Source organism: Mesorhizobium sp. WSM4306 (genome assembly GCF_007003975.1).
In the GTDB taxonomy this organism is placed as follows: Bacteria; Pseudomonadota; Alphaproteobacteria; order Rhizobiales; family Rhizobiaceae; genus Mesorhizobium.
Genome location: NZ_VFTC01000042.1, coordinates 16508 through 31741, shown reverse-complemented (window position 1 = coordinate 31741; position 15234 = coordinate 16508). Strand labels below are relative to the sequence as shown.

12 protein-coding genes, 1 pseudogene and 1 riboswitch are annotated in these 15234 nt (G+C 60.2%); of the genes and pseudogenes, 4 read left to right on the top strand and 9 right to left on the bottom strand.

Features of this window, described 5'->3' with window-relative positions; all coding sequences use genetic code 11:
- Positions 1–158 precede the first annotated feature (158 nt).
- Positions 159–1898: a VirD2 family relaxase/mobilization nuclease gene (locus tag FJV77_RS30105; protein WP_142870007.1), complete on the top strand. Its 1740-nt coding sequence runs from the start codon at positions 159–161 to the stop codon at positions 1896–1898.
- A gap of 93 nt (positions 1899–1991) precedes the next feature.
- On the opposite strand, the gene FJV77_RS30100 is transcribed toward FJV77_RS30105, so the two are convergent.
- The 8 genes from FJV77_RS30100 to FJV77_RS30065 form a co-directional block, all read right to left on the bottom strand.
- Positions 1992–2753, bottom strand: coding sequence for a hydroxymethylpyrimidine/phosphomethylpyrimidine kinase (locus FJV77_RS30100; RefSeq protein ID WP_142870020.1), 762 nt, complete (start codon positions 2751–2753; stop codon positions 1992–1994).
- Positions 2744–3349, bottom strand: coding sequence for a thiamine phosphate synthase (locus tag FJV77_RS30095; protein WP_142870006.1), 606 nt, complete (start codon positions 3347–3349; stop codon positions 2744–2746). The genes FJV77_RS30100 and FJV77_RS30095 overlap by 10 nt, the downstream gene beginning before the upstream one ends.
- Positions 3346–4119: a thiazole synthase gene (locus FJV77_RS30090; protein ID WP_142870005.1), complete on the bottom strand. Its 774-nt coding sequence runs from the start codon at positions 4117–4119 to the stop codon at positions 3346–3348. The genes FJV77_RS30095 and FJV77_RS30090 overlap by 4 nt, the downstream gene beginning before the upstream one ends.
- 2 nt (positions 4120–4121) lie before the next feature.
- Positions 4122–4319: a sulfur carrier protein ThiS gene (gene thiS, locus FJV77_RS30085; protein WP_142870004.1), complete on the bottom strand. Its 198-nt coding sequence runs from the start codon at positions 4317–4319 to the stop codon at positions 4122–4124.
- Positions 4319–5287 (bottom strand): glycine oxidase ThiO, encoded by a 969-nt coding sequence (gene thiO / locus FJV77_RS30080; protein ID WP_142870003.1) that lies wholly within the window; start codon positions 5285–5287, stop codon positions 4319–4321. Before thiO ends, thiS begins: the two co-directional genes overlap by 1 nt.
- Positions 5284–7119, bottom strand: a complete 1836-nt coding sequence (thiC, locus tag FJV77_RS30075) for a phosphomethylpyrimidine synthase ThiC (RefSeq protein ID WP_142870002.1) — start codon at positions 7117–7119, stop codon at positions 5284–5286. The genes thiO and thiC overlap by 4 nt, the downstream gene beginning before the upstream one ends.
- Positions 7120–7225: 106 nt before the next feature.
- Positions 7226–7342: riboswitch (TPP riboswitch) on the bottom strand.
- 474 nt (positions 7343–7816) lie between these two features.
- On the bottom strand, positions 7817–8596 hold the full coding sequence (locus tag FJV77_RS33350; RefSeq protein WP_142870001.1) for an aldehyde dehydrogenase family protein: 780 nt from the start codon (positions 8594–8596) through the stop codon (positions 7817–7819).
- A gap of 197 nt (positions 8597–8793) precedes the next feature.
- Positions 8794–10194, bottom strand: coding sequence for a helix-turn-helix transcriptional regulator (locus FJV77_RS30065; RefSeq protein ID WP_142870000.1), 1401 nt, complete (start codon positions 10192–10194; stop codon positions 8794–8796).
- 411 nt (positions 10195–10605) lie between these two features.
- Here FJV77_RS30065 and FJV77_RS30060 point away from each other — a divergent pair, with 411 nt between their 5' ends.
- The 3 genes from FJV77_RS30060 to FJV77_RS30050 all read left to right on the top strand — a co-directional run bounded on the left by FJV77_RS30060 (position 10606) and on the right by FJV77_RS30050 (position 14584).
- On the top strand, positions 10606–12198 hold the full coding sequence (locus FJV77_RS30060; RefSeq protein ID WP_142869999.1) for an isocitrate lyase: 1593 nt from the start codon (positions 10606–10608) through the stop codon (positions 12196–12198).
- A 156-nt stretch (positions 12199–12354) separates the two neighbouring features.
- Positions 12355–13626, top strand: coding sequence for a citrate synthase (gene gltA / locus FJV77_RS30055; protein ID WP_246691428.1), 1272 nt, complete (start codon positions 12355–12357; stop codon positions 13624–13626).
- A gap of 97 nt (positions 13627–13723) precedes the next feature.
- On the top strand, positions 13724–14584 hold the full coding sequence (locus FJV77_RS30050) for a 3-hydroxybutyryl-CoA dehydrogenase (RefSeq protein WP_281408610.1): 861 nt from the start codon (positions 13724–13726) through the stop codon (positions 14582–14584).
- 318 nt (positions 14585–14902) lie between these two features.
- Here the strand turns inward: FJV77_RS30050 and FJV77_RS30045 are convergent.
- Positions 14903–15114 (bottom strand): annotated as a pseudogene (locus tag FJV77_RS30045) (phosphomethylpyrimidine synthase ThiC); the annotation flags it as partial.
- Positions 15115–15234: the final 120 nt, after the last annotated feature.

Sequence of the window (15234 nt, the reverse complement as noted above, 5' to 3'; positions counted from 1 at the left end):
TGGCAAGATAAAAGGCCGCGATGTGCGGCTCGGTCGGTTGGTTGTTTAGATTGGCCTTTTTGTAATTTTTCGCACATCGCGTGCGATGCCAACACATCGCCAGAGGCGCTTTTCTTCAATCAATTCAGTGGAAATAGCACCTCGTGGGCCAATCGCCGGTGAGCCGCGACGAGCATTTCCGTATTCGGCCCGGCCGCGTCCGCTCACGCCAGGACCAACGGTCAAGGCCCTTCATCGCCCAGGCGCTCGCCGCCGCGCAGAAAGCTGGCGGGCGCATCTCGCGTGACGGGAGGATCACGGCCGGGCGCGGCTCTCGCTTCGGGCGCGGCCATGTTGCGAGCATCCGTGCCAATCGCCTGATCACCATCCGCTCTCGCTCAGTGACGGTCAAGGCGCTGGTGGTCCGCCACAGGGGACAGAATGGGCCACTCGCTAGACATCTGAATTATCTACGTCGCGAGGGCGTCACCCGCGACGGCGAGACGGCGCGCGTGTTCGGACCGGAAACCGAAGTCGTGGACGTGAAGGATTTTGCGGAGCGCTGTAAGAACGACCGGCATCATTTTCGCTTCATCGCCTCGCCAGAAGACGCCGTCGAAATGGCTGACCTGAGAGGGTTCACTCGCGAGCTAATGGCCCAAGTGGAAAAGGATCTCGGGACGAAACTTGATTGGCTGGCGGTCGATCATTGGAACACCGATAATCCACATGTCCATGTCATCCTTCGCGGCCGAGCAGATGACGGTCAAGACCTCGTCATCTCGCGCGACTACATCAAAGATGGCATGCGCGGCCGCGCACAGGACTTGATCACTCAGGAGCTTGGTCCTCGCACTGATCTCGACATCCGGCGGTCGCTCCTTCAGCAGATCGAGTCAGAACGTTGGACGCAACTCGACCGGCAGCTTGTTCGCGATGCCGGCCGATATGGCATTATCGACGTCGCGCCTTCACCAGACCAGCAGCCCGACGAATATCTGACGCTGAAGGTCGGTCGGCTGCGCAAGCTGGAGGCCTTGGGACTTGCCGACGAAATCCGTCCTGGTCAGTGGACGATGGCAGAACAGGCCGAGATAACCTTGCGGGGGCTTGGCGAGCGGGGCGACATCATAAGGCGCATGCATCGCAGCCTCGCTGAGAACCGGCTCGACAGAGGTGCTGTCGAATACGTGCTTGCTGGCGAGCAGAGCGCAACTCCGGTCATCGGACGTCTCCTGGAACGCGGCCTTTACGATGAACTCCGCGGCTCGGCTTACGCCATCGTCGACAGCATCGATGGCCGCACTCATCACATCAGGTTCCATGATCTCGATGCGACTGGAGATTCAGCGCCGGGATCCATTGTCGAGCTTCGGGCCTACGACGATGCGAAGGGGCGCGGCCGTGTTTCGCTCGCTGTCCGATCCGATCTCTCAATCGGGGAGCAAATCCGTGCCGGCGGCACGACCTGGCTTGATCGCCAACTCGTTGCATCCGAGCCAGCCAAACTGGGGGAAGGCGGCTTTGGTGCGCAAGTGAAGAAAGCAATGGATGAGCGAGCCGACTATCTCGTTGACGCGGGCTTTGCAAGGCGCCAGGACCAGCGGATCACGTTTGACCGAAACCTTCTTGTGACCCTCCGGCAACGGGAGCTTGATGCCTTTGGGGAGAAGCTTTCGGCCCGTCTGAAATTGCCGCTGCAGAAATCCGCGGCAGGAGATCATATAGCTGGCTGCTATCGCCAGCGTTTTTCGCTCGCCTCCGGCCGGATTGCGATGATCGATGACGGGTTGGGTTTCAGACTCGTGCCTTGGTCACCGTCGATTGAGAAGCACCTCGGCGGTCACCTCGCTGGCGTTGTGCAAGCCAGCGGTGGCGTGGATTGGAGTTTCGGCAGGAAACGAGGACTTGGGCTGTGATCTGCCTGGACCGTCGCCTAGACCAAGCCCAGGAGCGGAATGCAATTTGGTGACGATTTTCCGAGACTTTTGCCCAGCTTCAGAAAGCTGCGGTCATTTGGCAGCATTCTTCTGAAGCTTCTCAAAAACAAACCGTTTGGCTTCGCGCACGCTGTCTTCAAGCGGCCTTGCCTTGGCCAGATGCGCGGCGATCGAGCTGGCCAGCATGCAGCCCGTCCCGCGCATCGACCCGGCAAGACGAGGGGTGTTGAAGCGGACAGGTTCGTGATGAGAGCGAAGCAGGATATCCGTTGATAAGGGCCCCGTCGCATGGCCACCCTTGAGCAAAAGCGCCGACGGTCCGGCCGCCAGCAATCTCTTTCCTTGACGCAGCACGTCATCGTCGCCCGCAGCCACTTCCTCGCTGGTCAGGACGGCCAGCTCGACGAGATTTGGCGTGACTAGCCGGCAAAGCGGCATGAGTTCACGCTGGAGGGTGCCGATCGCGCGCGCTTGCAGAAGTAGGCTGCCTGACGAAGACGCGAGCACCGGATCGAGCACAGCTGGTATGCGCGGATTCTCGGAAAGCACAGCGGCAACCGCTGCAATGACCCCGGCGGTTGCGAGCATGCCGATCTTGATGGCCATCACTTCGTTGGCCTCAAGTGCCGCCCGCATCTGATCGCGCACCAGTGCCGGGCGCAGATGTTGGATGTCGCTGACGGCGTCGTGCGTCTGCACCGTTATCGCGGTCACCGCAAGGCAGGTGCGCACGCCAAGGGATGAGATCGTCTCGATATCGCGTGCGATGCCGGCGCCGCCGCTGGAATCCGATCCGCCGACGACAAGCACATGCGGCTCTCGCCTCAGCGCCATTTCTTTGTCTTCTCGATCCATTCCCGCGTACGCGTCTCGGGATCGGCATTCAACGTGATGTCGGTGACCACGGCGGCGCTATCCGCGCCGGCCTCGAAAACGCCATCGAGCCGGTCGGTGTTGAGGCCGCCAATGGCGACCAACGGGAGCGGCGTGACCCGCTGCTTCCAGGCGCTGATCCGTTCAAGCTCTTGCGGTGCCCATTTCATCTTTTTCAGGATGGTGGGATAGATCGGGCCGAGCGCGATATAGTCGGGCTCCGCGGCCATGGCCGTTTCCAGTTCAGAATGATCATGGGTGCTGAGCCCGAGCCTCATGCCGGCTGCCCGTATCCGCGCGAGGTCGGCGGTCTGCAAATCCTCCTGGCCGAGATGGAGGAAATCGCAGCCTTCCTCGATGGCCAGGCGCCAGTGGTCGTTGACGATGAGCTGGCATCGCTGCGCGGCGCATACGGCCTTTGCCTTGCGGATCTCGGTGCGCAAACCGGTCTCGTCCATGGCCTTGATGCGCAACTGCACCAGCTTGACGCCGAGCGGCACCAGCCGTTCGATCCAGGCGGCGCTGTCGACGATCAGGTAAAAGGGATCGAGCCTCATGAGAAAACCGCCCTGCCGATGTTCGGCGTCGATGGCACGGCGACCTCGCGCGGTTCGAGCATTCCCGAAAGGAAGGCCTCATGCCCGCCATCGACCGCCTTGCCGAAGGCGCGCGCCATGCCGACCGGATCGGCTGCCTTGGCGACGGCCGTGTTCAGGAGCACGGCGTCGAAGCCGAGCTCCATGACGATCGCCGCGTGCGACGGCCGGCCGAGGCCCGCGTCGACGATCAGCGGGACGCCGGGAAAATGTCCCCGCATCGAGCGCAGCGCCGGGAGGTTGACCGGTCCGAGGGCGGAACCGATCGGCGCGCACCACGGCATCAGGACCTGGCAGCCCGCCTCCAGCAGCCGCTCGGCGACGACAAGATCGTCGGTGGTGTAGGGGAACACCGCAAAGCCGTCGTCGCACAGGATGCGGGCGGCTTCGACCAGGCCGAACACCTCCGGTTGCAGCGTGTCGTGGTTGCCGATCACTTCGAGCTTGATCCAGTTGGTGCCGAATATTTCCCGCGCCATGTTGGCGGTCGTGACCGCTTCCTTGACCGAGTGGCAGCCGGCGGTGTTGGGCAGGATCTTCGTGCCGAGCGCACGGATCAGCGACCAGAATTGTTCGCCAGCCCTGCCGCCCGCCATCTCGCGGCGCAGGGACACGGTCACCACCGAGGTGCCCGACGCCTTGACCGCATCGGCAAGGATGGCCGGGGAAGGATATTGAGCCGTGCCGAGAAGCAGGCGGGAGGGAAGCGCCGTTCCGTGAAGTTCGAGCATGACTAGCCTCCTTGCATCGGTGAGAGGATCTCGATCCGGTCGCCGTCGCTCAACTGAAACTCCGCCCGCCTGGCTTTGTGCACGAGGTCGCTGTTGACGGCCGTCGCCAGCCAATCGCCTTCATAGTCGAGCGCCGCGAGCAGCGCCTCCAGCGTTGTGACGGCGGTCTCAAGCGCTTCGCCGTTGACGGTCAGTTTCATCAGGCAAGCTCCACGGGTTCGTGAGTGAAGACGAGTTCGGCCACCTGCCGTGCCATCGCCGGCGCAAGCAGAAAGCCATGGCGATAAAGTCCATTGATCGCTACCGTGCTCCCATGGGCCTCGACACGCGGCAGATTGTCGGAAAAGGCAGGCCGAATGCCGACGCCGGTCTCAACGATGCCGGCCTCGCCGAATGCCGGATGGAGCGCGCAGGCAGCGCTCAGGAGCTCCATCATCGAACGCACCGTGACGGGTTCTCCGGATTGGCTTTCGATCATCGTTGCGCCGATCATGAAACGCTGATCGGCGCGTGGCACCAGGTAGAGCGGAAAGCGCGGATGCAGCAGCCGGACCGGTCGCGACAGCGAGACATCAGGCGTGCGCAGGATCAGCATTTCGCCGCGAACGCCGCGCAGCCGACGGTCGGCCGCCGCCATTCCAGTGCAGTCGATGCGGTGATCGAAGCCGGACATCTGCCTGGGGTCGGTGCCGAAGCGGAATTCGACCCCCGTCGCGACGAGCTTTTCATGAAGCGCCGTCATCGCCCGGCGCGGGTCGAGATGCGCCTCGCAAGGGAAGAGCAGTCCGCGGCGGAAGCGGCCGGCGAGGTCGGGCTCCAGCAACGCGATTTCGTCCGCATCGACACGCCGATGACCGGACGTGCGGCTGGCGAAACGCTCGAGCTCGGTCGCATCGCGCGGCGCGGCCACGACCAGCGTTCCGGCCCGTGTCACCTGGCCGGGCGTCGCAGCATCCCACCAGTCGGCGGCATCGCGTCCGAGCTCCAGCACCGGCTGCTCGGCGCTTTCACGCTCGCACCATGGCGCCAGCATGCCGCCGGCGAACCATGACGCATTGCCGCCAAGGCAAGGTCCTGTCTCGGCAACGGTCACCGCCGCGCCGCGAGCGGCGAGTTCGAAGGCGGCGGTGAGGCCGGCGACGCCGGCCCCTTTGACCAGGACCTTCATGACGGCTCGTGAGCCTTGGGCAAGAGCGCTGCGCCGGTGCCGTCCGCTGGCACGTAGAGATCCCCACCTTCGCGGTATTTCGCCGCCATCGCCGCCATCCCTTCCTTCTGCGCTTCGGCACGGATGTCATGCGAGATGCGCATAGAGCAGAATTTCGGCCCGCACATGGAGCAGAAATGCGCGAGCTTGTGCGCTTCCTTGGGCAAAGTCTGGTCGTGGAAGGACCGCGCGGTTTCGGGATCGAGCGACAGGTTGAACTGGTCCTCCCAGCGGAACTCGAAGCGCGCGCGGGAAAGGGCGTCATCCCTGACTTTCGCCGCCGGGTGGCCTTTGGCGAGGTCGGCCGCGTGCGCTGCTATCTTGTAGGTGATCACGCCTGTCTTGACGTCATTGCGGTCGGGCAGGCCGAGGTGCTCCTTCGGCGTCACATAGCAGAGCATGGCCGTGCCGAACCAACCGATCATGGCGGCGCCGATGCCCGACGTGATGTGGTCGTAGCCCGGGGCTATGTCCGTCGTCAGCGGCCCCAGCGTGTAGAACGGCGCCTCGCCGCAGACGGCCAGCTGCTTGTCCATGTTCTGCTTGATCTTGTGCATCGGCACGTGGCCAGGCCCCTCGATCATCACCTGGCAGTCCTTCGCCCAGGCGATCTGCGTCAGTTCGCCGAGTGTTTCCAGTTCGGCGAATTGCGCCGCGTCGTTGGCGTCGGCGATCGAGCCCGGACGAAGGCCGTCGCCGAGCGAGAACGAGACATCGTAGGCGCGGCAGATGTCGCAAATCTCCTCGAAATGCTCATAGAGGAAGCTTTCCCGGTGATGGTGCAGGCACCATTTGGCCATGATCGAGCCGCCGCGAGAGACGATACCCGTGACCCGGTCAACGGTCAGCGGGATGTAGTGCAGCCGAACGCCGGCATGGATGGTGAAATAGTCGACGCCCTGTTCGGCCTGTTCGATCAGCGTATCGCGATAGACCTCCCAGGTCAGGTCCTCGGCGATGCCGCCGACCTTTTCGAGCGCCTGGTAAAGCGGCACGGTGCCGATCGGCACCGGGGCATTGCGCACGATCCATTCGCGGATGTTGTGGATGTTGCGCCCGGTCGACAGATCCATCACCGTGTCGGCGCCCCAGCGGATCGCCCAGACCATCTTTTCCACTTCCTCGGCCATCGACGAGGTGACGGCGGAATTGCCGATATTGGCGTTGATCTTCACCAGGAAATTGCGGCCGATGATCATCGGCTCGCTCTCGGGGTGATTGATGTTGGCGGGAATAATCGCCCGTCCGCGCGCCACTTCCTCGCGCACGAATTCCGGCGTGACGAAGTCAGGGAGCGCCGCGCCGAAGGCTTCGCCGTCGCGCTCCAACTGGCCGCGCAGGATCTCGCGGCCAAGGTTCTCGCGAATGGCGACGAACTCCATTTCGGGCGTGATGATGCCGGCCCGCGCATAGGCAAGCTGGGTCACAGGCTTGCCGGCCTTGGCCTTGAGCGGCCGGTGGCGCGTGGGAAATTCCGGCGTCAGGCGCTCGCCCGAGACAAATCCGTTGTCTTCCGGCCTGACATGGCGGCCGTCATAGGCCTCGATGTCGCCGCGCGCCACGATCCAGTCGTGGCGATGCCGGGCAAGCCCCTGTTCGATGCTGGTTTCGACAGCCGGGTCGGTATAGGGGCCGGACGCATCGTAAACGGTGATAGGCGGCTCGCCAGCTGTCGGATGGACCGAGATTTCGCGCATCGGCACCCTGATCTGCGGATGGATGCTGCCGGGCTTGTGGATCTTGCTTGAGGCGGGCAATGGCCCGGTCGACACGGTGGGGGTGAGGGCATTCATCTTTGAGGCTCCTTTGCTCATGCATTGGAGACCCAGTTCTGTGCCGGAAGGATGAAAAGACGCTTTGGTCGACCTGCTCGGAAACAGGACCTCGGGCGTGAACTCCCGCAAAGCGCTTGCACCGTCCCTACGCCAGTATGAACTGGATCAGGTTCAACGGGTCACTGCGCCGCGAAAGCCAGCAGTATCTCAGCCCCTTGCCGGGACTCCCCTGGTGAATGCGTCGAATTGAACGGGCCCGCGCCGCTTTGTCAAGCGCAGTCGGCCGGCGGCGATGATCGGTGGCCAATCTAACCGGGCAGAAAAACTCGAGCGCATGCCTTGAGGACAGGTCACGCCGCCGGAGAGCAGGCCGGAAAGGCCAAGGCCGTACTCGCCTCGTCAAGCAATGGAGAAACTGTATCGGCCACCGTTTATCTGCCCGGCGGCTGGCTTCCCGTCGCAACAGTGCCCTTGAGGGACGGCTGGCAAGAATGAAGCGAAGTGTCCGTCATTTCCCATTTGGACGGTTGGTTATGTCGAGAGCTGCACGCGAAAGCGCAGTGAGCTCTCAGGCAGAGGCGTCAGTGGCGACACACACGGACAAGTGGGGCTGATGCCTGACCGTCATTCGAGCCTCAGTCATCATACCGCCAGCGTAGATGTGCACCTCGTCACAACTTGAGCGAGGAAAGCGCGAACGTCTGTCTCGATTGCTTCAGATGCCGCCCATGCAGAGGTACTTCATCTCAAGATAGTCCTCGAGCCCATGGCGCGAACCCTCCCGCCCAATACCGGACTGCTTTATGCCGCCGAAGGGTGCCGCTTCCGATGACATGCGGCCGGTGTTGATACCCACCATGCCATATTCCAGGGCCCCGGCCACACGCCAGACACGCTTCAGGTTCGAGGCATAGAAGTAGGCGGCGAGGCCGTAGATCGTGTCATTTGCTTCGTGCACGACCTGATCCGGATCGTCGAAGCGAATGATCGGGGCCAGCGGCCCGAATGTCTCGTCCTGCGCAATCGTCATCTCTCTGGAGACTTGGGTGAGGACCGTCGGTTGGAAGAGTGTGCCCTCCTTGCCAATGCGTGTGCCACCGCAGCGAATTGCACCACCCATTGCAACGGCGGCTCGACGATCTTGCGCCGTCGCGCTTCTCGTATCCAGATACACCATTAGGCGCGCCGTGTGATCGCGACGGGTTTCTTCACGGCGTGCATAGAGCGCAAATGCTTCTGGGTCGGCGCCGATTTGGTCAGCAACATATCTGAGCATGGCGGGAGGAGTCTCTTCTGCTCCCAGCACTCGGCCAGGGTATCGCATCAGACATAGCTGAACGGCAAAACCGAGCCGATTATGCTCACGCCTCCGCAGCTCAATCTCCAGACGATCCGCCGGTGACAACGAATAGTGCCGGATCAGGCTATCCTCGTCGGCTGGTAAATCGAAAACCTTCTGTCGATCATGAACTTTGAGAAGCTTCCTTTTTGACATCGCCCGACTCCCCGCGACCAATCTGCCGGGAGCGTTGTCGAGTCGGACGGACGAAGAAACCAAAACTGGTGCCTGGCGGTGCCAATCCACAGAGATCGGAGGCTGCACATTCGAGCTCCGACATAGTTCATGTTCCGTTCGCCCTTAGCGTACGATTTCGCACTGCTCTTGTTCCCACCCCAAATAGGTCTGGGCTTTCAGTCAGAGAAGCCAAAAGGAGCTTCGGCACGTCTGAACGCATCAGCCAATATGCTACGCCCGATCGGCGGTTCTGAGCGAGACAAGCATGTAGCCCGATGACAAAGGCGACAGGATATGCCGATTGGAGTGTACACAGGAGCGATATTTTGGTCAGAGTAAACCATCCGCTCGGAATGGCGTGCTTCGCAGACCAAAGCCACAGCACGCGTCACTCGGGTGGACGCATAAGCTCCTCCGCCCGAACTCACCGTTCTTGCGATCGAAAAGAAGCGCTGACCATCAGGCAACTCCAGCCATTGGGTCACGACCGTTCTTGGTGAAGTGAATACCTGATGCAAGCTCCACAAAGGGCATCCGCCTCCGTGCCGCGCAAATGGGAAATTGGCGCTATCTAGCCTCTTCGAGACGTTTCCGGCGTTATCGACGCGGATGAAGAAGAATGGTATGCGCTCTTGGCCGGGCTTTTGCAGTGTAGTCAGGCGATGAGCTGTCTGCTCGAAGCTTGTGTTGAATTGCCGGGAGATGGCTTCGACATCGTATCGCTTGCTCTCGGCTGCCTTTGCAAACTGCGCATAGGGCATAGAAACCGCGGCACTAAAGTACCCAGCTAACGCGCGATGAGCGAGGTGACGGGCGTCCTCGCAAACGAGGTTTGCGCCCTCAACAGTCTTCTGAATTTCGTCGTTGACCTCTAGGTATGCAAGCTGTTGGGCTAACTGAAAATTCTGGCTAGCTACATCGAGTCCGTCATCGAGCAGGATTTCTCTCCGGTGCCGATCGAGGCGCCGAACCGACCCCATCATGACGTCGTGCGGCAAGCGTCGCACACTCAACCCATGTCGATGCTTTAGAAACGCTACAAGTCCACCTGCATGGCTGACTTCCAGGGCCATTTCCTCAGCAGCGGAGTCTAGCTGAGGAAAGCAGTTTCGGTGTGCTGCCAAGAATACCCTAACAGAAGCAACTGGATCCGTTTGGCCGTCCACGTTGCCTTGGCTGCCTGGTAGCTGCTGCAGATCCGCGAGAGCAAATTGTTCGCTCCTGTAAGCCGTATACAGGCGGAGCATCGCATCCGCAAAACCCGGAAAGTTACTCAAGAGATCAGCGATCTCGACCGGCGAGATTTCAATATCGGCGAATATGGGATCCTTCATTGTGGCTTTTAGCCGATCCACCAAGCTCGGATCCTTGTCCTCCATTAAGGTCGAGAGCTCTATCGTATAGGTCTTTGCCAGACGAATCAGCACCTCCGCGGTGACCGGTCGCTGATTTCTTTCCATCAGAGCAATGTACGATGGCGATATGCCTATTTCGGTGGCGATATTTGCCTGCGTCAGGCCTAGGTCTTTGCGAAGCCGCCGTAACCGGGGGCCAAGGTATACGCCGGGTTTTTGCATCCCGAAGTTACAACATCACAACGCTTCTTTGTAAAGTCGATGTTATCCATGCGCTGATTCGGACGTCTGAAGGCCTTGGTATCACGAAGTTGAGAGCGGATTGGGCGAAGCAGCCCGGCACTTGGGATGGCCGGGGCTGCCAATAGCGTCGGAGCGAGTCTGCCGGCTTGGCCCGTTGCAAGCAAAGACGATGAAGCCGTCTCCAGTCCCCAACCGCATTATGATGCGCGCATCCGCCGTACGCCTATCCCGAACGGCGCTCCTCGATAGCTCGACAGGATATTACAAACATTACATACTTACTAGGAATCGCTGTAAAATCTTACAGCGTGACAAGAACCACCCTCTACATAGCCCCCAATCCTAGCTAGCCTAGACGATGAAATTTTCATTGAAAGGCTTGCACGGACGATGTCATACCGGAACACTCTCGAAGAGGCAGTCAGCGTAATTCGGCCCAATGCGAATTGGCGAGGCATATCGGAGGAAGCAGTCGCACGCATGCGGCTGCAGAACAGGTTTCGGACCGGCCTCGACGTCGCCAAGTACACCGCTGCTATCGTGCGAAAAGACATGACCGCCTATGATCAAGATTCCAGCAAGTACACCCAATCTCTTGGTTGCTGGCATGGATTCATCGGGCAACAAAAGCTCATATCAATCAAGAAGCATTTCGGGTCAACCGATCGCTGCTATCTCTATTTGTCAGGCTGGATGGTCGCGGCGCTTCGTTCCGAGTTCGGGCCGCTGCCCGACCAGTCGATGCACGAGAAGACCAGCGTTCCTGCGTTGGTCGAGGAGCTGTATACATTCCTGCGCCAAGCCGATGCTCGCGAGCTTGGCATGATCTTCACAGAAATCGACAAGGCAAGAGAGCGAGGCGATGCAGCACACGAGCGCCGGCTGCTGGACTCAGTCGACAACTACCAAACCCACATCGTGCCCATCATTGCTGACATCGATGCTGGGTTTGGTAACACGGAAGCCACCTATCTTCTGGCCAAGAAAATGATCGAAGCTGGGGCGTGCGCGCTTCAGATTGAGAACCAGGTCTCGGACGAGAAGCAGTGCGGCCATCAAGACGGCAAGGTCACGGTTCCGCACGAAGATTTCGTCGCCAAAATCCGCGCCTGTCGGTACGCTTTCCTTGAACTGGGGGTAGACGACGGCATTATCGTTGCGCGCACCGACTCTCTTGGCGCGGGACTTACGAAGCAGATTGCCTTCAGTGTCGAGGAAGGCGACATCGGCGACCTCTACAACTCCTTTCTCGATTGTGAAGAAGTTGCGGATGGCGAGATTTCAAACGGAGATGTTCTCATCACACGTGGTTCCAAAATACTTCGACCGAAGCGACTTCGCTCCAACCTCTTCCAGTTCCGGCAAGGCACGGGCGAGGACAGGTGTGTTCTGGACTGCGTCAATGCGCTGCAAAATGGCGCTGACTTGCTGTGGATCGAAACCGAGAAGCCACACGTCGAGCAGATTGCAGGCATGGTTGACCGGGTTCGCAAGGTCATCCCCAACGCGAAGCTCGTGTACAACAACTCGCCCTCATTTAACTGGACCCTTAACTTCCGTCAGCAGGTTTTTGACGCATGGCTATCGCAGGGGAAGGAAGTCGCCGCCTACGATCGCGCGAAACTGATGAGCGCAGATTACGACAGTTCAGATCTGGCCCTCGAGGCTGACGAGAAGATCCGCACATTCCAGCGCGATGCGGCGGCTCGCGCGGGGATTTTCCATCATCTCATCACTTTGCCGACTTACCACACGGCCGCTTTGTCAACTGACAATCTCGCCAAAGAGTATTTCGGCGAGCAGGCAATGTTGGGATACGTGGCAAACGTGCAGCGCCGCGAAATTCGTCAAGGAATAGCCTGCGTCAAACACCAGAACATGGCCGGCTCCGATTTGGGCGATGACCACAAGGAGTATTTCGCTGGTGAGGCGGCGCTGACGGCGGGCGGCATTCACAACACCATGAATCAGTTCGCCGCGTGATTGCTTGAGAGCTAGTCGTTTAGGTGGCGCTTCAGCTAGCGCCAGCCTAAGCCTTTCTCATGCAACGCCATTATAAGCCTGGCTTCAGTGTCATGCGATCCCACCGTCCTCCCATTGAGAGTGCGAACAATGGACTTGGGAACTACAGTCTTGGAGATGGGGGGGCGCCAGTGCATACTGGATGTCCACCCGGGCACGATGGGTCCCCACGTGATAGACATAGGTAAGCTGTTTGATCAAACAGGCGCCTTCACCTACGATCCCGGCTTTACGTCGACCGCAAGCTGCAAGTCAGCGATCACCTTCATCGACGGCGATGCCGGCATTCTGCTGCACTGCGGCTATCCGATCGAGCAGCTTGCCGAACATGGCGATTTCCTTGAGGTCTGCTACCTTCTGCTCTACGGCGAGTTGCCAGCCAGGGCCCAGCGGGACAATTTCGAATATCGCCTGACGCACCACACCATGGTGCATGAGCAGATGTCGCGCTTCTTCACCGGCTTCCGCCGCGACGCGCATCCGATGGCTGTGATGTGCGGCGTGGTCGGCGCGCTGTCGGCCTTCTATCACGACTCCACCGACATTTCGGACCCGTATCAGCGCATGGTCGCCTCGATGCGGCTGATCGCCAAAATGCCGACGATCGCGGCCATGGCCTATAAATACCATATCGGCCAGCCCTTCATTTACCCGAAGAACGAGCTGAATTTCGCCGCCAACTTCCTGCACATGTGCTTTGCGGTGCCGTGCGAGGAATACAAGATCAACCCGGTGCTGGCGCGCGCCATGGAGCGTATCTTCATCCTGCATGCCGACCACGAGCAGAACGCCTCGACCTCGACGGTGCGGCTCGCCGGTTCGTCGGGCGCCAACCCGTTCGCCTGCATTGCTGCAGGCATAGCCTGCCTGTGGGGCCCGGCGCATGGCGGCGCCAACGAGGCGGCGCTCAACATGCTGGGTGAGATCGGCCATGTCGACAACATCCCGGAATTCATCGCCCGCGCCAAGGACAAGAACGACCCCTTCCGGCTGATGGGCTTTGGCCACCGCGTCTACAAGAACTACGATCCTCGCGCGAAAATCATGCAGAAGACCGCGCATGAGGTGCTGGGCGAACTTGGCATCAAGGATGATCCGCTGCTCGACATCGCCATGGAGCTGGAAAAGATCGCGCTGACCGATTCCTACTTCATCGAGAAGAAGCTCTATCCGAACGTCGACTTCTATTCCGGCATCACGCTGAAGGCGCTGGGCTTTCCCACCACCATGTTCACCGTGCTGTTCGCGGTCGCCCGCACCGTCGGCTGGATCGCGCAGTGGAAGGAAATGATCGAGGATCCGCACCAGAAGATCGGCCGTCCGCGCCAGCTGTATACCGGCGCCAGAAGGCGCGAGTATGTTGCTATGCCGGACCGCGTAGCAACCTAGGGGCTTGGGTCTTGTCATGGCGAAATACGACGACTGGTTCTTGAATGAACACCTGGATCCGCTCGGAACAAGATGGGATGGCAGCAATGACAAAAAGATCGGCATAATCGGTGCGGGTCAAATGGGGGCCGGTATCGCCCACGTATCGGCGCTGGCGGGCTACAAGGTGCTGGTTTACGACATTTCGCCCGAGCGCATCGAGAAGGGCATCGCTACCATTAGCGGCAACATGGCGCGCCAGGTGGGCTCTGGCAAGCTTGATGAAAAGCTGCGCAACGATGCGATGGCGCGCATTTCGGCGGCTCCCGCCATGGCCGATCTCGCCGGTGCCGATCTGGTGATCGAAGCGGCGACCGAGGACGAGACGGTCAAGCGCAAGATCTATGCCCAGCTCTGCCCGCAGTTAAACCCCGAGGCGATCCTGGCGACCAACACGTCGTCGATTTCGATCACCCGCCTGGCCGCGCAGACCGACCGTCCCGAGCGCTTTATCGGCATACATTTCATGAACCCGGTGCCGCTGATGAAGCTGGTTGAACTGGTGCGCGGCATCGCCACCGAGGACCAGACCTTCGAGGCAGCCAAGAACTATGTGAAGCAGCTCGACAAGACGATCACCGTCTCCGAGGATTTTCCGGCCTTCATTGTCAATCGCATCCTGCTGCCGATGATCAACGAGGCGATCTACACGCTCTACGAGGGCGTCGGCTCGGTCGACGCCATCGATGCCGCCATGAAGCTTGGCGCCAATCATCCGATGGGACCGCTGCAGCTGGCCGATTTCATCGGCTTGGATACGTGCCTGTCGATCATGCAGGTGCTGCATGAGGGCCTGTCGGATTCGAAATACTGCCCCTGTCCACTGCTGGTGAAATATGTCGAAGCCGGCTGGCTTGGCCGCAAGACCGGGCGCGGCTTCTACGACTACCGCGGCGACCATCCGGTGCCGACGCGCTAAACTGTTTTGAGCCACGGCTCCAGGAGCCAAAATCCCATAACGCCGGTTGACTTGGCCCTGCAATCTGACTTTGCGCGGCTATCATGTGGATCGCGTTTAAGAAACACTGATCATCTTAGAAGCCCCTACGTTCATAGCCAGGAAGCGGTGACCGCCGGTGCCTGCAGATTCTGAACCCCGCACGCAACTATTGCTCTGGGAATGACAATTTGATGTGCCCATTGCATTTCACGTCCCCTCCCCGATTGAACATTAATGGTCGGAGGTATCGCGTAAGCCAACGTTCAGCAGCTGTCGCTAGAGGATTTCGATCGCTGGGGTAATACGCATGGAACAGAATTTCGGCCCGCACATCGAGCAGAACTGTGCCACCTTGTGCCTTCCTAGCGCAAAGGTCTGGCCGCGGAACCGCGCTGTTGTGTGGCGGTGCCGAACCAGCCGATGATCGCTGCACCGGTGTTTGATGTGATGTGGTTATAGCCCGGCGCGATGCGAGTGGTCAGCAGCCCAAGCGTATAGAAAGGCGCCTCGCAGTCTTCGATCGGGGGGAAGCGAGCTTTTCGACAGATTCGTCATGCGGGCTCGACGCAGGACGTGAAGGCTCAAAGGAGCCGGACTAGGCGATCCAACTCATGGCCGTTTCAATCGCC